The sequence below is a fragment of the Pantoea sp. X-Soil-ISGK-259 genome (assembly GCF_059730705.1).
Genome location: NZ_AP035988.1, coordinates 72892 through 99678 on the forward strand (window position 1 = coordinate 72892; position 26787 = coordinate 99678).

General features: G+C 50.3%; 22 protein-coding genes and 2 pseudogenes. 15 read left to right on the forward strand and 9 right to left on the reverse strand.

Annotated elements, in window-relative coordinates; all coding sequences use genetic code 11:
- Positions 1-87 precede the first annotated feature (87 nt).
- The 5 genes from ssuD to AC6I77_RS21995 all read left to right on the forward strand — a co-directional run bounded on the left by ssuD (position 88) and on the right by AC6I77_RS21995 (position 7101).
- Positions 88-1260, forward strand: a complete 1173-nt coding sequence (gene ssuD / locus AC6I77_RS21975) for an FMNH2-dependent alkanesulfonate monooxygenase (RefSeq protein WP_008926825.1) — start codon at positions 88-90, stop codon at positions 1258-1260.
- 27 nt (positions 1261-1287) lie between these two features.
- Positions 1288-2700: an FAD/NAD(P)-binding protein gene (locus AC6I77_RS21980; protein WP_039662028.1), complete on the forward strand. Its 1413-nt coding sequence runs from the start codon at positions 1288-1290 to the stop codon at positions 2698-2700.
- 69 nt (positions 2701-2769) lie between these two features.
- Positions 2770-4182 carry an LLM class flavin-dependent oxidoreductase gene (locus tag AC6I77_RS21985; protein ID WP_110412159.1) on the forward strand — a complete coding sequence of 471 codons (1413 nt, stop codon included), beginning with the start codon at positions 2770-2772 and terminating at the stop codon, positions 4180-4182.
- A 254-nt stretch (positions 4183-4436) separates the two neighbouring features.
- Positions 4437-5897: an MFS transporter gene (locus AC6I77_RS21990; RefSeq protein WP_078805302.1), complete on the forward strand. Its 1461-nt coding sequence runs from the start codon at positions 4437-4439 to the stop codon at positions 5895-5897.
- Positions 5890-7101, forward strand: coding sequence for an acyl-CoA dehydrogenase family protein (locus tag AC6I77_RS21995; protein WP_039662020.1), 1212 nt, complete (start codon positions 5890-5892; stop codon positions 7099-7101). The genes AC6I77_RS21990 and AC6I77_RS21995 overlap by 8 nt, the downstream gene beginning before the upstream one ends.
- Positions 7102-7397: 296 nt before the next feature.
- Here the strand turns inward: AC6I77_RS21995 and AC6I77_RS22000 are convergent, their stop codons facing one another.
- Positions 7398-7868 carry an SgcJ/EcaC family oxidoreductase gene (locus AC6I77_RS22000; RefSeq protein WP_140915786.1) on the reverse strand — a complete coding sequence of 157 codons (471 nt, stop codon included), beginning with the start codon at positions 7866-7868 and terminating at the stop codon, positions 7398-7400.
- A 624-nt stretch (positions 7869-8492) separates the two neighbouring features.
- Here AC6I77_RS22000 and AC6I77_RS22005 point away from each other — a divergent pair.
- The gene (locus AC6I77_RS22005) at positions 8493-9530 is read left to right on the forward strand and encodes a tyrosine-type recombinase/integrase (protein WP_003850543.1); all 1038 of its coding nucleotides are present in this window, start codon (positions 8493-8495) and stop codon (positions 9528-9530) included.
- Positions 9531-9964: 434 nt separating this feature from the next.
- Here AC6I77_RS22005 and feoB read toward each other — a convergent pair whose 3' ends face one another.
- Together feoB and AC6I77_RS22015 are read right to left on the reverse strand one after the other, a co-directional pair.
- Positions 9965-12292: a Fe(2+) transporter permease subunit FeoB gene (feoB, locus tag AC6I77_RS22010; protein ID WP_008926831.1), complete on the reverse strand. Its 2328-nt coding sequence runs from the start codon at positions 12290-12292 to the stop codon at positions 9965-9967.
- Positions 12292-12516, reverse strand: a complete 225-nt coding sequence (locus tag AC6I77_RS22015) for a FeoA domain-containing protein (RefSeq protein WP_008926832.1) — start codon at positions 12514-12516, stop codon at positions 12292-12294. Before AC6I77_RS22015 ends, feoB begins: the two co-directional genes overlap by 1 nt.
- A 323-nt stretch (positions 12517-12839) precedes the next feature.
- On the opposite strand from AC6I77_RS22015, the gene AC6I77_RS22020 reads away from it, so the two are divergent.
- The 4 genes from AC6I77_RS22020 to AC6I77_RS22035 all read left to right on the forward strand — a co-directional run bounded on the left by AC6I77_RS22020 (position 12840) and on the right by AC6I77_RS22035 (position 16119).
- Positions 12840-13316, forward strand: a complete 477-nt coding sequence (locus AC6I77_RS22020; protein ID WP_003850539.1) for a WbuC family cupin fold metalloprotein — start codon at positions 12840-12842, stop codon at positions 13314-13316.
- 1548 nt (positions 13317-14864) lie between these two features.
- On the forward strand, positions 14865-15101 hold the full coding sequence (locus tag AC6I77_RS22025) for a YgdI/YgdR family lipoprotein (RefSeq protein WP_003850536.1): 237 nt from the start codon (positions 14865-14867) through the stop codon (positions 15099-15101).
- A gap of 61 nt (positions 15102-15162) precedes the next feature.
- On the forward strand, positions 15163-15705 hold the full coding sequence (locus AC6I77_RS22030) for a YfaZ family outer membrane protein (RefSeq protein WP_003850534.1): 543 nt from the start codon (positions 15163-15165) through the stop codon (positions 15703-15705).
- Between the two features lie 108 nt (positions 15706-15813).
- Positions 15814-16119: a hypothetical protein gene (locus AC6I77_RS22035; protein WP_008926834.1), complete on the forward strand. Its 306-nt coding sequence runs from the start codon at positions 15814-15816 to the stop codon at positions 16117-16119.
- 57 nt (positions 16120-16176) lie between these two features.
- Here AC6I77_RS22035 and AC6I77_RS22040 read toward each other — a convergent pair whose 3' ends face one another.
- Positions 16177-16365, reverse strand: a complete 189-nt coding sequence (locus AC6I77_RS22040) for a DUF2256 domain-containing protein (protein ID WP_072040393.1) — start codon at positions 16363-16365, stop codon at positions 16177-16179.
- A 1155-nt stretch (positions 16366-17520) separates the two neighbouring features.
- Between AC6I77_RS22040 and AC6I77_RS22045 the strand changes: the two genes are divergently transcribed.
- On the forward strand, positions 17521-17922 hold the full coding sequence (locus AC6I77_RS22045) for an H-NS family histone-like protein (RefSeq protein ID WP_003850529.1): 402 nt from the start codon (positions 17521-17523) through the stop codon (positions 17920-17922).
- 341 nt (positions 17923-18263) lie between these two features.
- On the opposite strand, the gene AC6I77_RS22050 is transcribed toward AC6I77_RS22045, so the two are convergent.
- A complete protein-coding gene (locus AC6I77_RS22050) occupies positions 18264-18407 on the reverse strand; it encodes a hypothetical protein (protein WP_003850528.1) in 144 nt (47 codons plus the stop codon).
- 473 nt (positions 18408-18880) lie between these two features.
- Here AC6I77_RS22050 and AC6I77_RS22055 point away from each other — a divergent pair, with 473 nt between their 5' ends.
- On the forward strand, positions 18881-19282 hold the full coding sequence (locus AC6I77_RS22055) for an H-NS family histone-like protein (RefSeq protein WP_003850526.1): 402 nt from the start codon (positions 18881-18883) through the stop codon (positions 19280-19282).
- A gap of 79 nt (positions 19283-19361) precedes the next feature.
- On the opposite strand, the gene AC6I77_RS22060 is transcribed toward AC6I77_RS22055, so the two are convergent.
- Positions 19362-20366 (reverse strand): GlxA family transcriptional regulator, encoded by a 1005-nt coding sequence (locus AC6I77_RS22060; RefSeq protein WP_003850525.1) that lies wholly within the window; start codon positions 20364-20366, stop codon positions 19362-19364.
- Positions 20367-20456: 90 nt separating this feature from the next.
- A pseudogene (locus AC6I77_RS22065) lies at positions 20457-21236 on the reverse strand (MBL fold metallo-hydrolase).
- Between the two features lie 459 nt (positions 21237-21695).
- On the opposite strand from AC6I77_RS22065, the pseudogene AC6I77_RS22070 reads away from it, so the two are divergent.
- The 3 genes and pseudogenes from AC6I77_RS22070 to AC6I77_RS22080 all read left to right on the forward strand — a co-directional run bounded on the left by AC6I77_RS22070 (position 21696) and on the right by AC6I77_RS22080 (position 23025).
- Positions 21696-22187, forward strand: a pseudogene (locus AC6I77_RS22070) (Hcp family type VI secretion system effector).
- A gap of 65 nt (positions 22188-22252) precedes the next feature.
- Positions 22253-22561, forward strand: coding sequence for a tlde1 domain-containing protein (locus tag AC6I77_RS22075; RefSeq protein WP_260805624.1), 309 nt, complete (start codon positions 22253-22255; stop codon positions 22559-22561).
- The gene (locus tag AC6I77_RS22080) at positions 22558-23025 is read left to right on the forward strand and encodes a hypothetical protein (protein ID WP_033762109.1); all 468 of its coding nucleotides are present in this window, start codon (positions 22558-22560) and stop codon (positions 23023-23025) included. The genes AC6I77_RS22075 and AC6I77_RS22080 overlap by 4 nt, the downstream gene beginning before the upstream one ends.
- A 207-nt stretch (positions 23026-23232) precedes the next feature.
- Here AC6I77_RS22080 and ahr read toward each other — a convergent pair whose 3' ends face one another.
- On the reverse strand, positions 23233-24249 hold the full coding sequence (gene ahr / locus AC6I77_RS22085; protein ID WP_039661912.1) for an NADPH-dependent aldehyde reductase Ahr: 1017 nt from the start codon (positions 24247-24249) through the stop codon (positions 23233-23235).
- A gap of 104 nt (positions 24250-24353) precedes the next feature.
- The gene (locus AC6I77_RS22090; protein ID WP_008926845.1) at positions 24354-26327 is read right to left on the reverse strand and encodes a methyl-accepting chemotaxis protein; all 1974 of its coding nucleotides are present in this window, start codon (positions 26325-26327) and stop codon (positions 24354-24356) included.
- Positions 26328-26787 lie beyond the last annotated feature (460 nt).

The window sequence follows — 26787 nt, forward strand, 5'->3', positions numbered from 1 at the left end:
ACTGGCACACATTCTGCAAATAGCGATATAACCAAAGCGTTAGTCCCTATGTAATAAATTAAAATATCGTTATAAAGGAATCTGCTAATGAGCCATGCGACAAAGGAAAATCTTAACCTTTTCTGGTTTCTGCCCACCCACGGTGATGGGCGCTATCTGGGCACCACAGAAGGCGGCAGAGCGGTTGATTTACCCTATTTACAGCAGATTGCGCTGGCGGCAGATAATCTGGGCTACTACGGTGTATTAATCCCGACCGGTAAAAGCTGCGAGGATTCATGGCTGGTTGCCTCGGCCCTGGCGCCGGTCACCAAAACGCTGCGCTATTTAGTGGCGGTTCGCCCTGGTCTGCAACCGCCGAGCCTGGCGGCGCGGATGGCGGCCACGCTGGATCGTCTATCCGGCGGACGTCTGCTGATTAACGTGGTTACAGGTGGCGATCCGGTGGAGAACAAAGGTGACGGTATCTTTCTGAGCCATGAAGAGCGTTATACAGTGACCCGGGAGTTTCTTGAGGTTTACTCCCGCCTGATGAAAGGCGAGAAGGTCGACTTTGCGGGCGAGCATATCCGCGTAGAAGGCGCAGAAATTCTCTTCCCGCCGGTGCAGGAAAAGGGGCCGCCGCTCTATTTTGGTGGATCGTCGGATGCGGCAATCGATGTTGCAGCGAATCAGATCGACACCTATCTGACATGGGGCGAGCCGGTTGAACAGGTGGCGGAAAAGCTGGCGGTGGTGCGTCAACGGGCGCAGGAGAGCGGCCGTACTCTCTCTTATGGCATCCGGTTGCATGTCATTGTCCGTGAAACCGAAGAGGAGGCCTGGGCGGCTGCGGATCGGCTGATCTCTCATCTGGATGAAGAGACTATCGCCGCCGCGCAGAAAATCTTTGCGCGTATGGATTCAGCCGGACAGGCACGGATGAGTGCATTACATCAGGGCTCGCGAGAGAGCCTGCGCATCGCCCCTAATCTCTGGGCAGGCGTCGGTCTTGTGCGCGGCGGTGCCGGAACCGCGCTGGTGGGCAATCCGCAGCAGGTTGCCGATCGCATCCGGGAGTATCAGGCGCTGGGCATCGGGAACTTTATTTTCTCGGGCTATCCGCATCTCGAAGAGGCACACCGCTTTGCTGAACTGGTGATGCCGCTATTGCCGCTGGCCGCCAACACCGAAAAGAAACAGCGCAGCGTGAACACAGGTCCGTTTGGTGAAACCATTGGCGGTGACCGTCGTCCTGACAAACAGGCCAGCGCCAGTTAGCCAGTTAAAAGAAGAGAAGGCTTGTGTATGTTACAACAGCAGATTGTCATTATCGGCGGTGGGTTCACCGGTACCGCGCTGGCGATCCATCTGGCCCGGCTGGGTGAGTCGGGATTGCAGGTAACGGTCATTGAACCGCGCGCGCAGCTTGCGCAGGGCGTGGCATATGGCACTACCGATCCAGCTCACCGCATTAATGTGCCAGCCGCCAAAATGCAGCTGGCAGGTGATGACGAGGGCGCATTCGACCGCGACTATCGCGCATCACCGGCTTTTAGCGCCGATCCGCAGGCACTGTGGCATGACGATAACGTCTATCCGCAACGTGGTGAGTTTGGTCGCTGGGTCAATGCGCAGTTTGAGTCTCAACAGCAGCGCTCACCAGTAAAACTTAACCATCTTCGTGACAGTGCGGTCGCTTTTAAGAATGGGGTGGTGACCACGGCTTCAGGGCAGCAGATCCGGGCCGATCAGGTCGTGCTGGCGATCAGCCATCCACCGCCGGACCTTCCTGTTCTGCTGAAGTCGCTTCAGGACCATCCGGGATTGATTGCTAATCCGTGGCAGAGCGATGCGCTGGCACAAGTCGCCCCTTACGATCGGGTCGCAATCATCGGGTCAGGTCTGACGATGTCAGATGTGGTGGCGTCGCTACATCGTCAGAAGCATCGTGGAGCGATCACCGCTTTCTCCCGCCGTGGACAGCTTCCGCGTGCAAACCTCAGTGGCAGTTCAGAGAACTACACGCTGGATTACAGTCAGCCGCAGACTGCTACCGCGCGCAGTTGGTTACATCGGGTGCGTCAGGAAGTCAGAAATGCGGCGGCGATGAATCTGCCCTGGCAGCTGGTACTGGATGACATCCGCCGTAACGGTCAGCGCATCTGGCAGAGTCTGTCGCTGCACGAGCAGCAACGCTTTCTGCATCATCTTCGCCCCTGGTGGGACGTCCATCGCTACCGGATTGCACCGCAGGTGAGCCAGGTTCTCAGCCAGCAGCAGGCCAGCGGTCAGCTGTCGTTGCTGGCGGCGCGCCTGATCGCAGCCGAATCGGGTGGCGAAACGCTCCGGCTTACGCTGCGCCTGCGTGGCGCGCAATCGCATATGCTCGAGGTGGAGAAAGTGATTGTCACCACCGGCCCCGCGCACAACGCTTTGCTTAACAGCAACGCGCTGTTGAGACAGCTGCAGAGTGACGGCGTGATTCAGCCCGATCCGCTGGCGCTGGGAATCCATGTTAATGCGCTGTCACAGACGCTGAATGTTAACGGTGAAGCGAATTCCAGTCTTTACGTCGCCGGGCCTGCCGCTCGGGGTCGTTTTGGCGAGCTGATGGGATTACCGCAGGTGGCGGAACATGCTGAATCTGTCGCACGGCAACTGCTTAGCACCCCGCCACTGTCGCTCAGCGAGCGATGTCCTGGCTCACTGACGTACTAAATCCCCGACCTTAAACCACATTATTAATAGTGGGCGGCAAGCGATTGCCGCATCCGCTCAGGAGTCGCTATGTCATCGCAACGTGAAATTCGCCTGAATGCTTTCGATATGAACTGTGTCGGTCATCAGTCACCCGGCTTGTGGGCGCATCCCCGTGACCGCTCATGGCAGTACAAAGACCTGGAGTACTGGACCGATTTAGCGCGGCTGCTGGAGCGCGGTAAGTTTGATGGGTTGTTTATTGCTGACGTGCTGGGTGTCTATGACGTGCTCAACGGTAATAACCATGCCGCTATCCGTCAGGCTACGCAGGTGCCGGTAAATGATCCGCTGGCGTTAATCACGCCGATGGCCATGGTGACAGAACATCTGGGCTTTGGCCTGACTGCCTCGCTGTCCTTTGAACACCCCTACCCGTTTGCGAGGCGGATCTCGACCCTGGATCATCTGACCAAGGGCCGTATTGGCTGGAATATTGTGACCTCCTATCTGGAAAGTGGTGCGCGCAATATCGGGCATCAGGCTCAGACCGACCACGATGCGCGCTACGACTATGCCGATGAGTATCTGCAGGTCATCTATAAGCTGCTTGAAGGTAGCTGGGAGGACGGTGCTGTCCTGTGCGATCGTGAACGTCAAATTTTCAGCGACCCTAAAAAAATCCACCCGATTAATCATCAGGGCACGTTTTTCCAGGTGCCGGGCATTCATCTTTGCGAGCCGTCACCGCAGCGCACGCCGGTGCTTTATCAGGCCGGCGCCTCCAGCCGCGGTAAAGCCTTTGCAGCGGAGCATGCTGAATGTGTATTTGTCGCGGCACCGTCAAAAGTGCTGCTAAAGAAAACCGTAGCGGATATTCGACAAAGGGCAGCAGAGGCAGGACGCGATCCGCGTTCAATACTGATCTTCAATCTGCAGACGGTTATTGTGGGTGAAACCGACCTGGCGGCGCAGGCGAAATGGCAGGAGTACAAAAGCTATGTCAGTTACGAAGGCGCGCTGGCGCTGATCTCGGGCTGGACAGGTATCGATTTCGGGCAGTATCAGCCGGATCAGGTACTGAGGCATCTCCATACCAATGCCATTCAGTCGGCGGTTGAGACATTCTCTACTGCCGATCCTCATCGGCAGTGGACGGTGCAGGGTCTGGCAGACTGGGTGGGCATTGGCGGCTTTGGTCCGCTGCTGGCAGGCAGCGCCGAAACCGTGGCTGATGAATTGCAGAGCTGGATTGAAGAAACCGACGTTGACGGGTTTAACCTCGCCTACGCCGTGACCCATGAAACCTTCACCGATGTGGTGGAATTGCTGGTGCCGGAACTGCAAAAGCGTGGCGTCTACAAACAGGACTATCAGCACGGCACGCTGCGTGAAAAGTTGTTTGGACAGGGGCCACGACTGGCCTTGCCGCATCCCGGAGCCGGTTATCGTCGGACCGCGGACACAGAACAGCAGATAAACAGCGCCGAAATGTCGGGATGAGACGGTGCCTGGTGTCACGCCTGAACCCACGCTTTATGGGCTGGCAGTAAACCGTGATTTTCAGGTTTTAAAAACACAAATGCTTTGCTTCTCACCGGATGAATCCAGCTATTCATCCGGCTTTTGTCGTGATTAGTTTGCGTGAATAACTTATTGAATATATTGAAATAGTTATCTTTATTTGTTGGTTGTTAGCTGGGCCGCAAATGCCTATAAAACCCTCGTTACCTGCTGAATATAATAACGAGGATACGATGAGTACATTAAATATTGACGACACCCTGACCGCCCCGCCGCCTCACTCCTCACCGGTTGGTTCGGTGAGTGATGTGGCCCGGCTTATCAACAGTCATACAGAGAAAAATAGCTATGCCCGCTGGATCGTTTTCCTGGCACTGGGGGGCGTGTTTCTCGACGCTTACGATCTCACCACGCTCTCCTATGGTATTGACGATGTAGTGAAAGAGTTTGGCTTAACCCCAGTCCTGACCGGACTGGTGACCTCTTCGATTATGATTGGCACCATCGTCGGTAATCTGGTCGGCGGCTGGCTGACTGATAAATATGGCCGCTACTCAGTGTTTATGGCGGACATGCTGTTCTTTGTGGTTTCGGCTATAGCTGCGGGCATGGCACCCAATGTCTGGGTGTTGATCGGAGCGCGCTTTCTGATGGGAGTCGGAGTAGGAATCGATCTGCCGGTGGCCATGGCTTATCTGGCGGAGTTCTCTAAATTCTCCGGCAAGGGAAACAAAGCGTCGCGGCTCGCGGCGTGGTGTCCGATGTGGTATGCCGCCTCATCAGTCTGCTTCTTTATTATTTTTGCACTCTATTTCCTGCTGCCCGCTGAACACATCGACTGGCTGTGGCGTGCCTCGCTGCTGTTTGGCGCCGTACCGGCGCTGCTGATTATCGCGGTGCGCAGTAAGTTTATGAATGAGTCACCACTGTGGGCAGCTAATCAGGGCGATCTGAGCGGTGCCGTGCGTATTCTGCGTGACTCCTACGGCATTGTTGCGCATGAGGAGCAGCCCGCTAAAGCCGAAACTATTAAAGCGACACCGAAAGTGCGTATCCGCGTACTGTTTCAGAAGCCTTACCTGGAACGTACCGTCGTCAGCGCAGTGATGAACGTCTGTATCTCGTTTGAGTACACTGCCATTGCTTTCTTCCTGCCCTCCATTCTGGCGCAGTTCCTTGGGGCGGGCGTCTTTGAGACGATTTCCGCTTCGCTGGGTCTGAATGCGTTGTTTGCTTTTACCGGCGGTTTGCTTGGCATGCGGCTGGCCTGGAAATTCCCTTCACGGCATGTGGCGATTGCCGGCTTTGCGCTGCAGTTTATCGCGTTGATTTCGCTGGCACTGATCGGTCATCCGCAGGCCACCCTCGGTGTGGTGTTTGCTGTACTGTTGCTGGGACTCTGGCTGTTTGCCGAAGGATTTGGACCTGGCGCGCAGTTAATGATCTATCCGGCGCTCTCCTATCCGACCCACATTCGTGCAACCGGTGTTGGTTTTAGTCGCTCGCTCTCTGGCATCGGAAGTGCGCTGGCGTTATTTATCCTGCCCGTTTTGCAGGCTCGTTATGGCACTAATATGTTCTGGATCGTATCTCTCGCCGCCCTTATTCCCATTATTTTCCTGTTGATTATCCGGTTTGAACCGACCCGACAGGACATTGATGAACACCCCGAATCAGGAGAAAATCATGTCTGAATTAAGTCGCACTGAATTTGCCGCACTGACCGAACAGTTCAGGCCACTGTTTATCCGCATTGCTGAGGGTGCCGCCGCACGTGAAGCCGATCGCACTCTGCTGCATGAGCCGATTCGCTGGCTGAAAGCGGCGCGATTCGGCACCCTGCGTATCCCAAAAGAGGAAGGTGGTTTTGGTGTTTCATTGCCGCAGCTCTTTTCCCTGCTGACTGGCCTGGCCGAGGCTGATTCGAATCTGCCGCAGGCCCTGCGCGCGCACTTTGCCTTTATCGAAGATCGTCTGAACCAGCCAGAAAGTGAAGATCGGCGGCGCTGGTTTCGACGTTTCGTGGATGGTGAGTTGGTGGGTAGCGGCTGGAGCGAGATCGGGGCGGTTAAGCTGGGTGAGGTCAACACTCAGGTCTCACCCACAGAGGGAGGATGGCGGATCAGTGGCGAAAAGTTTTACAGCACCGGCACACTTTATGCGGACTGGATTGATGTCTATGCAAAGCATACTGACAACGGTCGTGACGTGATTGCTCTGGTAAACACCCATCAGAGTGAGGTGGAATGTGATGACGACTGGGATGGCTTCGGGCAGCGTCTGACCGGTAGCGGCACAACACGCTTTAATCATGCCTATGTGGAGCAGCCGCACGTTTATGATTTCAGTGAGCGCTTTCGTTACCAGACCGCATTTTATCAGCATGTATTATTAGCCACGCTGGCGGGTATAGGTCGGGCCATAGTTCGTGATGTGTCTCAGGGTGTTGCGCACCGTAAGAGGATTTACAGCCACGGCAACGCGTCTCAGGTCAAACAGGATGTGCAGGTTTTACAGGTGGTCGGTCAGATCAGCAGCTGGACCTGGGCTGCTGAAGCCGCCGTGGATCGGGCTACCCACTCATTACAGCGGGCATTTGAACTGCAACAAAGCGGTGTTGAAGAAGCAGAGCTTCACGCGGCTAACGTACAGGCAGAGGTGGAGTCCGCCCGGGCGCAGGTGGTCGCGGTTGAGTTAGTGACGCGTGCCGCCACGGAATTCTTCAATGCCCTTGGCGCTTCCGACACCCGTGTCAGCAAGGTGCTGGACCGGCACTGGCGCAATGCCCGGACGGTCTCATCACATAATCCAGTGATCTACAAAATACGTAACGTGGGTGACTGGGAGGTAAACGGTAACGATCCGACGTTTATCTGGCAGATTGGTAACGGCGATTAAATATATTGTCGATAGAAAATGGGGTGCGGCAGTAACGTTCAGTCTGATAATTAATTCGAACGCTATCTGGCGTTTATTTTCGCTTTACAGATGCAATCCGCAAAAAAAGATTCGCACCAGGATTTTAAGCTCCAATGGTTTTTATAAGTTTCAGGTGTTAAATTAATTTAATTGGATTGTGTCATTAATTAACTGCCTGCCGGGAACGGGGGCAGTTATATGATAATCCTGCAGTGCCGGAGTTAAAAAACCAGCTTCGCAATGCGAAGCTGGTTATCATCCTGCCGAACGTGCTGTTAAGGCAGGCTCACAGGCTCTGGCATTGCTGAGGAGTGGTGAGTTGAAATCTTCCAGCCCTGACCATCCCAGACATAAGTAAACGTATAACGTGCTGTGACGTGCGTATGGTCCTTGAAGGTGAAAGTATAAACGCCGGTATCAATAGCCTTATTACAACCCATTCTGATGGTGCGCGAATCGATTTTGCCGCTTGGACCTTTTTTCAGGAAGTCTTTGAAATAATCAATACGTTCCTGATCGGTTAATCGTACTTTATTTGAAATGGTTGGCAGTAAAACGGCATCGCTGACATATAACTCAGAGACTTTTGTCGCGTCGCCGGTTGCCAGAGAATCGTTCCATTTATCAAACAGGCTGGCGACATCCTGTTCAGACACTTTTATACAGGTAACCGGTTGCTGTGCTAACGTAATCGCTGGTGCAGTGATAAAGCCCAGCAGGCACAGTGCGAGTATACTTTTTTTCATTATTTTGACACCTCATTTTTTTCCAGCGTAATCGCTGTACCACGCCATTGGCTGGAGTCACCGCCTGTGCTAAGTGAGGTAATAAAGAAATATCCAAGTCCATGTGAAAAACGCATAATTATTTTGCACATTAGCGCGACAATAGAATAATTAAATAAATTCAATCAAGAGCGTAATTGTAATCTGTTTTCATCCTTAATTTTATCAACTATTTTTTTATGATGGCTCATAGGGTTATTAATTAAATATTCAGTATTACAGAATGTTTATTAGCGTTAATGACTTACAGTCATCAATTTTTCGCCGCATAGCTGATGCACCTACAAATGCTTCAGTGAGTATGAGATTTACTGCTCTATGAGGCGATGCAGATCTCCTCGTCCCATGATCCCACCCTCGGCAGGGCTAACAATACGTTGAACGGTATCAGACATTCTTACTTCGTATAATTATTCTTATACGAAGTTATGACAGGCTGATGCTGCCGGGTTATGATGGAAACTATAACAATGCCACACCGATAGATGACAACGCTACGTGAATTCTGGCAGGTAATCCCCCTGCTAACTTCTCAGAATTCACGTAGCGTTGTCTGGACATGTTTTGGTTGATAAGTGAGCAAAAATGAATGAGTTAGAGCCTGTCACCTATTTGAGTGTGGATCCGAACAGCGACATCACAGAACGCCTCAGGCAATTCGTCCAGGATAAAGAGGCTTTCTCACCTAACACCTGGCGGCAGCTGATTAGCGTCATGCGGATCTGTAATCGCTGGTCGGAAGATAACCAGCGCAGCTTCCTGCCGATGAGCGCTGATGACCTGCGCGACTATCTCTCGTTTCTTGCTCAAAGTGGTCGGGCTTCTTCAACGATTACTTCACACGCGGCCCTGATCTCGATGTTACACCGTAACGCCGGATTGCCGGTGCCGAATGTATCTCCTTTGGTTTTTCGTACCATAAAGAAGATAAATCGCGTGGCCGTGATGAACGGTGAACGTGCTGGCCAGGCTGTTCCCTTCAGGCTTACTGACCTGCTGGTACTGGATGGAAAATGGTCAGGATCTGAAAACCTTCAGTTAGTGCGCGATTTGGCCTTTTTACACGTAGCCTATGCCACGCTACTCCGTATCAGTGAACTGTCGCGATTAAGGGTGCGTGATGTGATGCACGCCGTTGATGGCCGTATCATTCTGGATGTTGCCTGGACAAAAACGATTGTTCAGACCGGTGGATTAATCAAGGCGCTCGGCACCCGCTCAACCCAACGTCTGGAACAGTGGATAGAAGCCTCCGGACTCTCTAATCAGCCCGATGCTTATCTGTTTACCGCAGTTCATCGATCTGGCCGCGTACTGGTTGCCGAAAAGCCAATGAGTACCCGGGCTCTGGAACAGATCTTTAACCGTGCATGGCGCAGCGCTGGGAACGTTGGCGCGGTGAAAGCTAACAAAAATCGCTACAGTGGCTGGAGTGGCCACAGTGCTAGGGTGGGTGCCGCTCAGGATATGGCGGATAATGGTTATCCGATTGCCCGTATTATGCAGGAAGGCACATGGAAAAAACCGGAAACCCTGATGCGGTATATCCGTCATGTGGATGCACATAAAGGCGCAATGGTAGAGTTTATGGACCAGTATGCTGACACTGACTTATCTGACTGATAGCTTCTAAAAAGGCCATCTGAAGCTATATTCAGGCTAAAGTTATCCACAGAAAAAGTGGACAGCCTGTGTGTAAGCCTGTACTGAATAGGTCGTTATCTGGCCTTTGTTCCCATTATCTCGCTGATTTAAAGCATTTATTCACCAGGTATGCTGTTTTAGGCTCATCTGTTCTGGAAAAATATTTCGCTTCAGAAGCCAGGATCAGGGATGCTGCCAGCATCACACCCTTCTATAACATCAGCTTCCCACACTGGAAAATCATGTCTCCTGACAGGGGTTGTTAATAGGTCTTCTCAGGCGGTTTACATCACTCCAGATAACTTTAATTCAGCTTACATCTGTCTGAACAATATCATCAACGTCACTTATCCGCTGTGGCGCTGAAAAGCCCGTCACCCAGCGGATAAAGTAATTGAATCTGTTGTTTCTTTTTATTGTGCGTAACCTTTCTGTTTATCGCAGCTGCCGTGGCAGCCGTGACAACGTCCCTTTCCCTCCTGCATCATGCCTGGTATTGCCTGCACCCGGCTTCCTGCTTTTCGCAGTGCAAACAGAATGACCATGTTAAGCAACAGTATGCCAATCAGGCAGGTTGCGCTAAATGCAGGATGCTCGGTAAACGTGACGGTCTGATAAAACAGCGTGGCCGTGGTGTAAGCAATATTCAGTCCCCAGAAGAATGAGAACATCATCCACTTTCTGCCGGCTTCGCGCGCAATAGCGCCCATGACTGAAACACAGGGCACATAGAGCAGGACAAAGATTAAGTAACTGTATGCGGCGAAGCCACTGCCAAATTTGGCTGACATGATGCCCATAGAGCCGGATGCCATCTCACCATCACCTTTGCTGGCATCGATGGGATGAGCCAGTGCATCAATTCTCAATGCAGCTGTTAACCCCGCCCAGGTCTGTGTCAGCGCATCGGTCAGCTCAGCTTTAAGGTTAAAAGTCTGCGGATCAAACGCGTTGTTCTGGAGCGCTTCAGTGGTGTAAAGGCTGTTGAGTGTGCCGACCACGACCTCTTTAGCCATAATGCCACTCACCAGTCCAACGGTCGCCTGCCAGTTATCCTGAGTGATACCAATCGGCAACAACGCAGGTGTAATCGCTTTACTGGATGCCGCCAGTGCAGAATGGTTAATGTCTTCGACCAGCTGGCCATTAAATGCAAAGCTGCTCAGTACGCCAACCAGCATGCTCACCAAAATGATGACCTGTCCGGCCCGGACGACAAACATTTTCAGCCGCTGCCAGGTCTGCAACAGCAGACTTTTCAGATGAGGCCGGTGATAGACCGGCATTTCCATGATAAACGGGGATGCTTCCCCGCTCAGCAGGGTGTGCCTGAGTACCAACCCGGTGATGATCGCAACAACAATGCCCAGCAAATAGAGTGAGAAAACCAGGCTGGAGCTATGTGCGTCAAAAAATGCTGCAGCGAAAACCGCAAAAATCGCCAGCCGCGCCCCGCACGACATAAAAGGTGCAATCAGGACCGTAAGCAAGCGCTCACGCGGTGTGTCGAGTGTCCGGGTGCCCATGACTGACGGTACATTACAGCCAAAGCCGACGATTAGCGGCACAAAGGATTTACCCGGCAGGCCCAGCGACTGCATAAGCCGATCTATCACAAAAGCAGCGCGCGCCATGTAGCCGGAATCCTCCAGAAAAGAAAGGAACAGGAACATCAGGCCAATCTGAGGAATGATCGGCAGCACGGTATTTATGCCGGATCCGATGCCCTGGGCCAGAAAAACGGTCAGCCAGTCCGGGAAGTGGCCGACATAGCCCAGCCATTGCATGCCATGAATAAATATGGCCACAGAACCACTGTCGAAAAGTGGCTGCAGTGCGGCACCGATATTAATTGAGAGCACAAACATCACATACATCACTGCCAGGAATATCGGAATGCCCAGCCAGCGATTCAGCACGATACTATCAATCTGACGGGTCCGACCGGCTGGTAATACCTGATGAATATTACTCACGGCTGCGCAAAGTGCGTTGATGGCACGATAACGGTAATCGGCAATCTGTACGCCGGTGTCATTGCCCGCCTGTTTCATCATCTCAGGCAAATGCGGGAGCAGCTCCGGGCAAAGCTTCTGGCTGTTAATATCACCCTCCAGCAGCTGCAATGCCAGCCAGTAACGTTTTTGAGGCGCTATCGTTTCGGGCATTTGCAGACACAGCTGCTCAATTGCTGAGTTAATCGCGGCCGGGTAACGCACCCGTTCCGGAGCGCAGTAAACATGAGCCTGATCGATCAGGGTTTTGAGCTGGGCAATACCATCGCCCCGGGTTGAGGTCACGGAAACAACCGGACAGCCAAGACGTGCAGATAACGCCTGAATATCAGTAGTGATGTTCTGACTGGCGGCAACGTCCTGCATGTTAAGGGCGATAATGCAGGGCACGCCAAGCTCCAGTAGCTGCAGGGTCAGGAACAGATTACTTTCCAGACTGGATGCATCGACCACGTTAATCACCATATCGGCGTGATCCTGATAGAGATACTGGCAGGCGATGCTCTCATCAATGGCGCTTTCAGCAGACAGCGTCGTCAGCGAACGAGTTCCGGGCAGGTCGATGAGCCTGACATCTGACTGTGCAGTAAAAAATTGCCCTTCTTTACGCTCAACTGTCACACCCGCCCAGTTACCGACCTGCTGCCGGGCTCCGGTAAGCTGATTAAATAGCGTGGTTTTGCCGGTGTTAGGATTTCCAATCAGCCCGATGGTGATCTTTTTCATCAGACGATTTCCTCCAGGATCATAGAGGACAGGTCCCGCTGTCGAACTGCCAGACTGATACGGCGCGTGCGAATTTGCACAGGGTCCCCCATTGGCGCCACGCGAACCGTCTCAAAAACGGCGCCGGGAAGCATGCCCATCGTCAGTAATTTCTGACGCCAGGCGAAATTTACAGACGGCTTATAGCCAAGAATTCGATAGGTACTGCCCATGTTAATTGCCATAACACGCTCTGCCTCAAGGTAAGAAGCACTCATTTTATAAATGATAAGCGTTTCGCTTTTTGATCTGGAATGAGCAATCGAGAGAAAACATGTCGTCAATGCGTATGTGGAAGAAAACGTATCCTTTCACAGGAGCCTGGTGACGGGTGAGATGGCCTGATACGTGTAAATAGAGACATCATGGCTTGTTGCCACTGAGTCAGACCTGCATCATAAGCGGTGACAATGTCAGGCAACTACAGAGGCTATTCGGCCATAATGAATGGCACAAAATCTTACGGTAACCTTGGGGTAGAGAGCAGCCCTGGATCAATAAGGATTATATGAAACAAATTACGTTGAGTGACCTCCAGAAACAAAGCGAACAGGCTGCACACTCTCCTCGCTTGCGAGCTAATCGTAATCTACATCCCGAATTAAGCGATCCGGTTCAACGTCTGGCCATCGCTATGGAGCCGGGCACTTATGTGCGCCCACACCGCCATCCGCATACTTTTGAATTGCTGATGCCTCTTCGAGGACGCTTCCTGGTATTAAATTTTGATGACAATGGTTATGTGACCCAGCGGGTGATGCTGGGTGAAGAGTGCAAGGTGCTCGAAACGGATGCCGGCATCTGGCATGCGGTACTCTCCATGGATAAAGGCGGGGTTATTTTTGAGGTAAAGCATGGCGGTTACCAGCCAGTTACTGAACAGGATCTTGCCCCATGGGCACCCGCCGAGAATGAGCCTGGCACCATGGAACTGATGGCATGGTACGAACAGGCGCAGGTGGGTGATGGTAGTTTCACTCGATAATTTTTAGCTTATTTACAGCGGGCGGTATGGTGGCCGATGCCGTCCTTCAGGTGACATCTGGCAATTTTCAGGGTTGCCTGCACTCATCTCTAAATCCAGAGATTGGCTTTTACGAACCCTTGAGATGTAAAAAACGGGTATCCGAACACAGTAACTAAGTAGGCTTAATCAGGTTCCGGTAGTAGCTTAGCATTTGAAACAGACCATTCGGATGATGCAGTAAATTGAGCATTAAGCCATCTATCAGGTCAGGCAGCGCCATTTCAGACGTCTCCACTGCACTATTGAGGTCAGAGAGGCAATAAACGTCATCAGCCTTACATTCGAAATAAGGCTGAGGAATTTGTCTTTTAACCACCTTTGAGCTTTATTGAAAAGTTATTTTTATAATTCATCCTCTATAACCGTAGTTTAAATGGCGGATACACCAGCGGTTCACGGTATTGATTTATGGGGAGTGCGCATTACGGATGTGTAACCACTACAATATTCCCGGACACTCTGTTAAAAATGACGCTTCTCCAGCTTCACTGGACTTCGTAAAAGAATCTTACCGATTATAAAACTGTGGTTTTTGTCGATTCAGATGATATCGTTTCTGAGTAGTGAAAAAACACACTGATCTTCCCTCTTTTATTTGCTGCAAGGGCATTTACGGTTGATTATCATGGCATGTAGCAAGTCTTAATCCTCCCATTGATAAAACGGCAGAGCCAAAACCGAAACATGCCCTTTGAGGCTACGGCCTATGCGTTTAAGGGCTGATTATACCGCCGTTGAAGTTAGCTGGAACGTATTTATAGTTTGCTGATATGAGCCTTACGCAAGTTTTAATGTTGTAGCTGTTAAGGATTAGAGGACAGTTACGGGATCGCTGCTAAAAGTTAATACATTCATCAATTTAAAGGGAAAAATCAGAACCCAATAATAGCACTTAAACAGGATCTTGCAGAAAATTAGTTACATCATACATAAGTCTATCACGTCTATGTACGCCCCTTCGGGGCGCGGGGGCGGCTAGTCAAAAGGCACTCGGAATTCCAGAATAACTTTGTTTTTAGTACGTCAATAAACACACAAAATCAGCAGGCCTTCTCGTGTTATTGAAACTAATTTAACAGGGTGTTGTAACTAACCTGTCGCGTTATTGCTCTTTTATCACTTAATATAAATTATACTTTCCATTTTCCTGTGGAACGGCTAACACTTATTCCCTTCACATCCCGATTTTTTATCATCTGAGAAAAGCGGTTATAAATTTAAGTTCAGCTTATTTAAATAGTGCGTCGTTCATTTTATAATCAGAGGCACATTCAGGATTTTCTTTATCTGAATTGAAAGTTTCATTTATCGCAAATACATGTTTGATTTTCTGTTGCAGCTTTTTAACAAAACATGCTTAATCATCATACACCCCAACACATTACAATTGATCTGCATCAGTCTTTTGGCAGATAATTTTCCGAAGGCTGGAATTGTTATCGTGTCGTTTAACAATTTTAGCTAATAATGCCACATCTTCTTAAAAACTAATGACAGGACAGTGAAATGACATCTTTCAATTCTGGCAAAAAATTCGTCTGCGCTATTGTGATGACGGCTGCAGTAATATCCATGACCGCCTGCTCAAGCAATTATGTCATCTCTACCAATGACGGGCACATGATCACGACTCATGGTAAACCCGCCAAAGATAAACAAACTGGCATGATCTCGTATAAAGATGCAGACGGAAATATGCATCAGTTGCAGCAGCACGACGTTAAAGAAATTGTACAAAAATAAATCAATTCAGCCAGCAATCGTAATCATTAATTTTAAAATTTAAAAGCAGTGGAACTGAACAATGAAACTTTCTGTAATCAGCATGGGTATGCTGCTGTGCGTCTCTTCGTCTGCAATGGCCATTGGCTTGAATGTGGAGCAAGGTAAAAATACCACTGCGCTGGACGCAGAAATTGGCCGCTCATCCAGCGGAATTTATCTGGATAGCCAGTGGATCAAAAATACGGCGGATGGTGTTCAGATTGGTCAGGCGGGTACCGGTTATAATCTTGAACTTGGTCCGGTAATGCTGACTGCTGGCGCCAAAGCCACTTATCTTGGTGGCAAGAAAGGGGATAACGGCGTCGCATTTCCTGTCGGTGGCGGTGTGAAAATCAATCTGCCCGCTGATTTTGCGATTTATGGTGAGGGATATTCTGCTCCGGAACAACTGACTAACAGCGTTAAGAATTTTGTGGAAGCGAACGCCGGCATAAGCTGGTCACCGCTGGGGCCGCTGGTCTTGAAAGCCGGCTACCGTTATGCAGGTGTTGATGGCAAAGATGGACGCCCGGGCCATACCCTGATCGATGGGCCTTACATTGGTGGCGGCCTGACATTTTAATATCAGATAACGCTCCTCTTCTATAGGGTGAGGAAACCAGCCAGCTTGACTGATCGGTTTCTTTACCCATTTTTCGTTATGACTCTGACGGAAAGCAGTGAGAAACAGATGATGAAACCACTCATGTTGATGTTATTTACCCTTTGTCTGACAGGATGTGTCCAGTATAAATGGGTCAAGCCTGACGCATCTGAGCAGCAGGAGTTCGTGGCAGAAACAGCCTGTAAAGCTCAGGCACTCAGGGATTTACCGCCAGACAATGTCGTTAGCGGTAAATACACCTCAAAAGACAAGAAACACAAGACAACTGATACGAATTACTCAACCAGCGATGCTAATGAAAGTCAGCGAGACATATTGGTGAAAGACTGTATGTTCAAACAAGGCTGGCAACAGATTGAGATTCAGCACTAACGACATTGAACTGTCAGAGGCCAGGTAAAATCCTGGCCAGCACTGACCCGACAGGTTTTATCGATTGTGGCCGGAATTTATTCGGGCATCATCCTGCTGCTGCTGTGCAGTACGCTGCCGACGGCACCGTTCCGAGCAATACAGAACCTCTTCCCAGCACCTTTCCCATTTTTTTCGCCATGACATCGGTTTGTTACACGTTTTGCAGTAGCGCACCGGTAGTGACTTTTTATTGCCTTTGAACACGTCAATCCTCCAGAAAACCCAGGACACTGACAAAGCCTATGCCATATACAGTATAGCTAACCGTCGCACTGGATAACTGATGACAATGGGCGACAAAGTTAGCAGACTGCTTTTTTTCATACTCTCTTGTTCTATGATTATTCTTCGACGACCCCATTTGCTCTGACATTGTACTGTGAAATATCTATTACAGGTTTTTGGCATTATGCGCTGCTGACGACGAATTAATTAGCCAGGTTAATAATAGCCGCTTCCTGGCACACCGTTTTCAGTTCAGTGTCTGGCAGCATGTCCATCGATGTGTTTTGGGACAGGCTGGCGAGGTGATTGCAAAATCACATGGTTCACGGACTGAGCTGAATGAATATCGATGAAAAATGCTATCGCTTCCGTTATCAGCATCAATGACAACAGGGTAATAACGTGGGGAAATAATGCTGTCTATGATTACGTTGTAAACTACCTCCCTCTTTGAATCTTTACAGAGCTTCAAAAATCATGACTCTTGTAAATAATTGACTTTAGCCCACAACGGGTGGCTCTCGTTTTGACGAGTTTGTATCCATTTATTTGATGGCTGTAGGTGGATGCAAACGCTTAAATCAGCCATAACGCAGGCCGGCCCGCTCTTAAATAACCCTATGCGCTGCATAAGAAAAAAACAACCCATTATCATGGCGTTACAAATAACCACAGTTAATCAGTGGGCTAATTATTTAAAGCGTCACCGTGCCAGTCATTCAACAAAATTACGATTAACATCATGATCTTATCCAGTTTTAGCTGTCTGCCCTGAATCATTACCTTTAATTTTCAGAGCAATGCGTGTACAGGATTTGCGAAGCGACTTTGCTGAAAACAGCGTTAAAGCACAATTTCCCTATACCCGCTCCCAATTAACTAACTTTTCAGATGTCGTTTTTTTGACATTTTGAGCTAAGAGCACCGCAAAGAGTAACTCTGCTTCAATTTAAGAGTGATACGGTAATTACAGTTTAAACTCTTGTAGAAAGCGATTAATATGTTAGCGTTGAACTATCGGTTCTGTATTTTGATTCTTCGAAGGCAAGCATTCTAAAAAAGCAGGTCTGACGAAAAGCATCAGCGTGAACCCGCTCTGTATTTTATTATCTGAACATGACTATGGTGACTTTGATGAGTGACACTCTCAACAGCTTGAATAATATCCGTACCCTTCGCGCAAACGCTCGCGAGCTTGACCTGGCTGCCCTGGAAGAAATGCTGGAAAAACTGTCAGTTGTAGTGAGTGAGCGTCGGGAAGAAGCTCAGGCTTCGGAAGCAGCTAATCGTGAAAAAGCCGAGAAACTGGCAAAATATCGCGAGTTACTGTTGCAGGAGGGTATCGATCCTAATGAACTGTTAAATGGTATGCCAACTGCACCCGCTGAGAAGAAAAAACGCGCACCTCGACCAGCTAAATATCAGTACACCGACGAAAATGGTGAAGTTAAGCAATGGACTGGCCAGGGCCGTACACCCTCAGCTATTAAATCAGCCGTTGATGCAGGTAAATCACTGGATGATTTCCTGATTTAACTCAGTCTGCATACATGAAAACAGCCTGCTTTAAGCAGGCTGTTTTATATCACATCGACATCCGGTAGTAGCTCTGACATTATCCGTCGGCCCTTACCCCGCCCTTCTGCAATTTGTTTCATCCGTCAATCTACAGTTCTTCCCAGGCGTTTCACTACACTTAGTTGCTGAACATCTTCCGCAACAGACACCCGGCTTCATTCTTCCCCTGAGCTGATTTATTTATTCAGCGCTTACATGTTACGAGCGCTGATAATTTCCAGGCCGATCTGCTGACTATAAGAGAGTTCACGCGTATTGCCATCAGGGTCGGAAAAAACGCCCGGTTACCCATTGGTGCATCAGATTGCTGAGCGTCCCTTAGGCAAAACACCGTCAAGCCGTGCGCGGGCAACGTTGACATCTATCCCTTCACGACGGGTAAAGGCCACACCAATATAACCAAAGGGACCCGGCGGCGTATCTTTACTGTTGTCAGATTGCACCCGCACCAGCGCAACACTGCAAGATGATGAGCAGGATCTTTGTCGCCATATTTTTCGCGTTATCGACCTTCTTCCGGTTTTTGCCTCGTCCTCAGATTTAAACCTGTTGCCGCCACGTTGAGCAGAACATCTCAAAGGATAATGCTTCAAAACCACGACGAATTTTTGGCGATGGCCAACCACTATCATGGCAAGGCATCATGCCTGTCCTGAATAAAACCTCATTTCTGATTCACGCACAGTTAATAAAAAAGAAAATTCTAAACCCAGCTCCGCTTCTATAACGAAAACCAGGCATTAGCCAGCAGATTACGCTTAAACTGTACGATTTACTGGATTAGATACCACCATTCTCACCTGATAAACAGCGAATAAAACCACATTGGCCCTTCAAATGCCGCGTACGGAAATGTTACCTTTGCTGGCTGAATAATTTGCACTTTATTGATTAACTTGAGTATTTGAGGATTGGTATGAGTAAGAATCTGAGCAGCCTGAATAATATCCGCACAATGCGTGCTGAGGCACGCAATATGACGCTGGATCTGCTGGCAGAGCTACACCAGAAATTAGAAACAGTGGTAAATGAGCGTCGTGAAGAGGAAAGTGCACGAGAGGCAGAAGCCCGTGAGAAAGCTGAAAAGCTGGCGTTTTATCAGGAGTTGCTGATGGAAGAAGGAATTAATCCGTTGGAACTGGTAAATAGCGCTTCTCCTTTGGTAACCGGCAAAAAGAAACGGGCGAAGCGTCCGGCTAAATATCGTTACAATGATGAAAACGGTCAGGTTCGTTACTGGACGGGTCAGGGCCGAACCCCTTCAGCCATTAAAACTGCGATCGAAAATGGCCAGTCACTGGATGATTTCCTGATTTAATCGCGCTAATTTCTTGCCGGAGTGTTGACCGCCAATGGGCGGCAATATTCCGGTCCGCAGAGTCCCATGGCACAGATATTTATCCTGGTGTCCTGGCGTCCTTCTTTTCCACGTTATCATTGGCCATCACTGGCTCAGAACCACGAAACGTTCGACGCCACTCGCTGGGTGAAACACCAAACCGCGATTTAAAACGCTGACGAAATGAAACCGGCGACTCAAAACCCACCTTTTCGGCCACACTTTCAATATTCATAGTGGTTGTTTCCAATAGCCACTGGCTGCGTTGAAGGCGCTCAGCCGTCAACCACTCACCCAGAGACATACCCGTTGCTCTTTGGAAGTGACGGGTCAGCGTTCGCCGGCTCATGCTGAGCCTGCGCGAGAGGGAATCAAGATTCTGCGGCTTATGCAGATTCTCCCGCAGTGACGCCAGCAGTGCATTAATCTTACTGTCACGCGTTGTTTCCGGAACCGGACGCTCAATAAACTGCGCCTGACCGCCTTCACGGTAGGGCGGCACCACCATTCGTCTCGCTACCCGATTGGCAATGGCACTACCATAGTGATGACGGATGATATCCAGACAGCAGTCGATCCCTGCAGCGGTACCAGCAGAGGTTATCAGACGATCGTCACGGGCATAGAGCGCGTTGCTATCGAGCTGAACGGCCGGAAAGCGGGAACTGAAGTCCTGCTCAAATTCCCAGTGTGTGGCAGCCCGGCGCTGATCAAGTAAACCTGCATAAGCCAGTACATATGTGCCCAGACACAGTCCAACGACTTCCGCACCACGCTGCCAGGCCGCTACCAGCTTATTAAGCAGCACCTGCGCCGGTTGTTCAGCCAGATTGTGCCAGTAGGGAACTATAATAATCGCAGCCTGATCAAGGAGTTCTGGGCCATATTCTACGGTGATTGACAGTCCCATATCGGAACGAACCACGCCAGGTTTTTCTGCAAAAACATCAACCTGAAACAGCGCCTGCTGGGGCATAGCCGATCCAAATAAAATGCAGGGAACTGAAAAGTGAAATGGACTAAAACCTGCGGTTGCCAGCACTGCGACTCTGAGCCCAGCCATTATCTTCCCTCACTGTACAAGCATGCCGGTGGAAACCGATTGTAAAGCATAAGCCGTTCACAAAGCGCCTTCGCTTCAGTGAAGGGTCGATTAGAACGTCATGGAGTCACCATCTTCCGGGATCAGCACTTTGTCAGCAATACCCTGTTCTGAGGTATAGGCGCGCAGTTCAGCACGGGTCAACAGGCAGTGGTTGATGGCTTACATATGAGAAGCAACAATTATCACGCCAGGGAGGATGTTCAGGGTACGCAGCGTATCCTCTTTGCCCATAATAATCGGACCATAGAGATCGTTGGTAGCATTGCCAATATTTAACACCACAACCTGCGGCTGGAAACGTTGCAGACTTCTGACATAAGGTTTGACCCACACTGTATCCCCAGCAACATACAGCGTTTTTTCTGCCGGATGAATAAACACCAGACCACAGGCATCACCCAGAATCTCGCCCATTGCTTTGTCAGCATACAATGCATTACTGCCATGCTGCCCATCGGTTTTATATAGAGTGAGACCATCAATGAAACGGTTTTCATCCTGCAGCACCCGCAGGTTTTCAAAACCCTGTGAACGAAGCAGCGCAGCATCACTTTCATTCTGGCTGTAAATCATCATATTCTTTGGCACCTGCTGTTGCGCAGCTTCATCCCAGTGATCGGCATGGGTGTGGGTGATGATGACCGCATCTACTGCCAGCAGTTCGTCCAGCGGGACTGGCAGATCTACCATCGGATTTCTGAGGTGAGGTCGGGCATTGCCGGCAAAGCCTGGCCAGGCCTCTTTTTCGGCCAGCATAGGATCGATAAGGAATTTTTTTCCTGCATACTCCAGTAACAGCGTAGCGTTGCGAATTTGGGTTAGCTTCATGCCAGGCTCCATAAACAGTTTCAGTAAAATCAGCCAGCTTTACTGGCGCTTATGCGATTACTTTACGTCACTGTTCATCGTGTGCATGACAGGCCCAAAGGTCAGCATTCGATGGGATCGGGCCAAAATGTGAAATTATCTTTTGGCAGGTGGGAGAACCGGTCTTAAAGAGCGGACCAATGACGGTCGGGCTGCTGCAAGGGAGTCCGCTGTGAAGTTCGGCTGAAAACCACATAGTGCGACATTATCAGCACTGAGATTGATCCGCCCGGGGCAGTCATTTAAAACAGCGGCAGAGAAAACGGGCATATCCCACGCCACATATTTCCGTCCGAAACGAAAATTAAAAGCAATTCATTCCATTGATTTAAATCAATAAAAACTCAATTGGCATTTCCGCCATAAAGGAACAGAAGGCGATAATCCCTGCTCTTTAATCACGAAACATGAGTTCACAGAATGGCTATACCTGTTTACTTATGGCTGAAGGATGATGGTGGAAATCCCGTCAAAGGCTCTGTTGATGTGCAGCAACGAGAAGGAAGTATAGAAATAACCGCACTGGCTCACGGCATATGACTCCCTACGGATAATCTGTCCGGTAAGATAACGGCCACTCGCGAGCATGCGCCCTTTATGCTGACCAAAGCGCTGGACTCTTCAAGTCCATACCTTTATCAGTTCGTCAGCGCTGGAAAGCTTTTAAAGTCTGCCGAGCTTAAATTCTATCGCATTAATTACGCCGGACAGAAAGAAGAATATTTTAACGTATTTATTGAAAATGTCCGCATTACCTGTGTCGTACCCTTTATGGAAGATGTTAAGGACCGGGATTACGAACGTCACGATCACCTTGAAGTGCTCGAAATGACGTATGAAAAAATCACCTGGAAATATCTGGACGGCAATATTATTCACTCTGATTCCTGGAAAGAGCGTAGCGCGGCATAGGAGAACAACATATGGCATGGATATATCACCAGAGTACCGGCGAACTGTAGCACCGCGGTAAGTTAATGGGTAAAGGTTATTCAGGGAGCCTGACCAACAAAAACAACCCGGATCGTCAACACGTTAAAGGTATGGGGCCAATTCCTCGCGGTACCTGGCATATTGGCGGACATACCAGTTCAAAGGGACCATTTACCATAATTTTGACACAAACCTCTGGCGAAAGTTATGGCCGCTCTTTATTTCGTATACACGGTGAAAGGAAGCCGCCGAAAGTACCTGGATTCGCTTCTGAGGGTTGCATAATCCTTGGGCCGGTTATTCGCACAAAAATCATTCAGTCAACAGATAAAACGCTGGAGGTAGTGAGATGATTTTGCGAATCATCTTGCTGATCGCCTGCACTATTCCGTCCTCCTGCATAGCATCATCAAATGAATGGAAAGCTTATATCCAACTGATTGAGCAGGCAGACAACAAAACGCTCCATGCGTTTCCGGGAAAAATTGACAGTATTGGTGATACCCTTGACGCTGCTCATACAGAGGAATTGACCACAGCTCTTAGCATGGCGTTAATTAAAGATCCAATATCTGTAATTAACGCAACCAACTCGCTGGACAAAAGTACCGACGCCTTAAAGCAGCGATTTGGCACATCAATGGTATGCGGTATACCTTTAATCACACATGCAAATCAGATGAAAATTGAGGAGTATTTCGCGAAGGCAGAACCCGTGCTGGAAAAAGCTGGAGCTGCTGCTGCAAAATGTCTGAGCAATATGCGTGACACGATTGACGAAGTCAGACAAGAAACCGCAAAAAATTCAGGACATTAATCCTCAGAACAAACCTGGCGCTTGCCGGGTTTTCTGAACGAATACTTGTTAATAAAAACAATACATTATAATCTTAGCGTGGTTTTTTAAACTGTTGACCCTTAAACCCAATCAGCGTGATTGCGGCTGGCCTGTCTGATGGACTGCTGACAAAATAAAGGCAAAAAAAATGCCGCAGCAGGCTGCGGCATATCATTTAGATTCCCATCAGAAATCGGCTTTCAGTACGACACGGTAATTGGCTTTACCGGCGCGGACGTGATCCAGCGCTTTATTGATGTCCGACATCGGGAAGAACTCAACCTGTGGGGCGATATCTGCACGGGAAGCAAGACGCAGCAGCGAGCGCAGCTGACCTGGTGAGCCGGTTGATGAACCGGTTACCGCTTTGTCGCCCAGAATCAGATCAAAAGCACTCACTTCAATCGGCTTCATCACTGCGCCCACGGTGTGGAATTTACCCTGAGGTGCCAGCGCGGCGAAATAAGGTTTCCAGTCCAGATCGACCGCCACAGTGCTCAGGATCAGGTCAAAGCGACCCGCCTGCTGCTTCAGGGCTTCAGGATCGCGGCTGTTTACCACTTCATCTGCGCCCATATCCAGGATTGACTGCTTCTTATCTGGCGTTGAGCTGAATGCCACGACTTCTGCACCCATCGCGTGCAGGATTTTGATGGCAATATGACCCAGCCCACCGATACCGATCACACCTACGCGGCTGGTCGCCGTGATGTTACTCATCAGCAGTGGTTTAAACACGGTGATACCACCACACAGCAGCGGACCGGCGCTTGCTACATCCAGTTTTTCCGGCAGCGGGATAACCCATTGCCAGTCGGCGCGCAGCTTCTCGGCAAAACCACCTTTGTTCATGATGGTCGGGATGCTGCCCTGCTGACAGTTCACCTGCTCGCCGTTAATACAGGCATCGCAGTGCTGACAGCTTTTTGCTGTCCAGCCGATTCCTACACGCTGGCCGATTGAGAGACCTTTATTTTTGGCCGCTTCGCCCAGGGCAGAAACCCGACCAATCACTTCATGTCCTGCAATCACTGGGAACTGAGAGATGCCCCACTCGTTATCGATCATCGACAGGTCTGAGTGGCAGACGCCACAATATTCGACCTGGACTTCGACTTCTTCGGCTGCCAGCTCGGCGGCATCGTACTCATAGAGTTCAAGGGCCTGGCCAGCCTGCATGGCTGCATAACTTTTAATTTTCATTCATACCTCTGCGTGATTAATCACAGACAAGTGTAACAACTGAAAGCCGGCCTTGCCTGGCCGTTGCGCTTACACCGCACTTTTTTGTCTTTTATTCAGATAATTCAGCCTTTAACCTGCGCACCTGAAAGAGTTTGTAACACCTTGAGCTGCGCGACGGCTTCCTGCATCGCATCCATTCCCTGCGTCAGTTCGCGCAGGCTGCCGAGGTGCTTCGCGATGTCGGCGCGCTCATGACGCGTCTGCTGGTTCATCGCCGCCAGCGTATCGGCTGCTGAAATACTGCGCTCTGCCATCTGCGCGGCGGTCTGCGCCGAATCACTGGCCACCAGCCGGATGCGTGAGATGGTGCTGACCGCCTCACCAATGTTACTGGCTGTGGCTTCAGCCTGCTCTTTCGATGAATGCGCCAGACGCCGGACTTCGCCCGCGACCACGGCAAATCCGCGGCCAGCCTCGCCCGCACGAGCTGCTTCTACTGCGGCATTCAGCGCCAGAATGTTGGTCTGGAAAGCAATATTGCTGATGCCATGCGTAATCTCATTGATGCCGTTGGAGATTTTTTCCAGATCGTCCAACCCATCGTCCAGTCGTCCCTGGGCCTGCTGACTCTCAGTGGCGATATTGCTGATGTTACGGATGCTGCTTTCTGCCAGGCTCAACGTTTCACCCTGGCTCTGGGTAGCCGTTTCCAGCACTGGCAACGCTTCCATCAGCGGCGTCAATGCCTGCTGATAGTTGATAACCCGATCAAGGACCCGCGTCTGAATACTGTTCAGCGCTTCCCAGCGACGCAACGCACGCTGCGCGTAATGTGCGGCGTAACCGGCATACTCCACCGGGAACTGGCTCATCGCTTTAACGTCATGATTAAAGAACACCAGTGCAGAGAGCGTCTGATTGATTGGCACGCCCAGAATTTCGCCAAAGCTGGAGAAGCCGGCGGCAGCGATGCCTTTAAAAAAGTGGGCGCTGTGAAGCTTATCAGCATTACCCACACGACGCAGGATACAGTCGTTCATCAGAATCGCCGCCGGTTTGCCATGCTGCGCGGTAAAAGCCTGCCACTCCTGCTGCGTCGCTTGTTTGAAGTCTTTCTCCTCCATCAGGAACAGCCGGTCACCAAACTCGAGGTCACAAAAAAACTGCACGCCACCCGATTCAATTCTGGCGATCGAGCGAATGAAGTATTCCCCGCCGACTTTAACGCCAAAGGTTAACCCTTTCAGCCGTTCGGTCAGCTGCGCTTCAGTGCAGTTAAGGTGTTCACACAGCGATGCGACAAACGGCTGCTGCTGACCCTGGCGATTAAACACAGAGGTGACGGTGCGCGCAACCGGATCGGCTTCGGCAATCAGCCAGCTCTGTTCGCGTGGCGTAAAGTTCTGACTTTTAAACGGAGCAAATGATTTTCCGGGTGCCATCTGACAGAACATAATCACAGCTTTGCCCTGCAGCACCTTGCCACCAGTACCGATCCAGGTGCCATCAAAGGTAATTTTACCGCCCGCTGAACCGCCAATCGCCAGGCATGGGAAACGTCCGCAGTTGTACCAGGCCTGCATCAGAAAACCTTCGGACGCGGACAATCCGTCGCAATAAATCATCGCGAAAGTACGGTCTGCCGAAAGTGGCATCCGCACCTGCAACCGCATCAGTTCCTGCTGGATGGCGGTAATACGCTGGCTGGCAGTCTGAGTGTCCGCGACATGCAGGTCGACAATGTGCGTCTCATGGCTGGCGATCAGCGTGTCAGGCAGCCAGAGATAACTTCCCTCCGGGCCATTGCCATCACAGTAAGTACTTTGCGATCGGCTGCTGCTCAGCGCACCGTTGGAAGAGAGTGTCAGCACGGTCAAATCGGCGGAATTAAAGCGTTGCCAGGCCTGACTGACCCGCTGAAAATCGGCTTCAGGCGGAACAAAAGTCATCAGGATCCCGCCCGCGCGCGAGCTTAACCCGATGGAAGAGAGTGATTCCGGCAGCGCACGACAATCCCAGGTGCCATTCGCTGGCTGGCTGCTACGCCTGAGACGGGCAACAGGCAGGCGACTTTTGATCGTCTTAATGATCGACATATTATTATTTTCGCTTTTATCAGAGTAGGTTGCGCTTAAACTCGCGCTTGCTGGTGTTTTTTAAAAGGAGGGCTAAATGCAGGTCCGTTCGCGTTCAGAACTCGTCGCTGAGTACCGGGTTCATCATTGATCGGCGCGCTCAACGCCATTGGGTTATCGCCACTAGCGGGAAAACCTTTAGCAATTGCTGTAGTTGGTTTAATGAATGAAGTTGTTACATTTTAGTAGCATAAAATAAGCCAGAATGAGGGCCTGGCACTATTCCTGTTTATCTGTCACTCATCTGTTGCCTCTGCTTTTCGCAGCGTTTGCGTGCTACGGCGGGCAGATCCCCGCCAATCTCCCCGCGTGTCGAGCAAGGTCGCTTTACTCATAACATTCTCCTTTTTCGTCAGGCCTTTATGCGCAGTTCATCTCTCCTTACCATGCCGACGCCAGCGCTTTATTAAAAATTAATGTC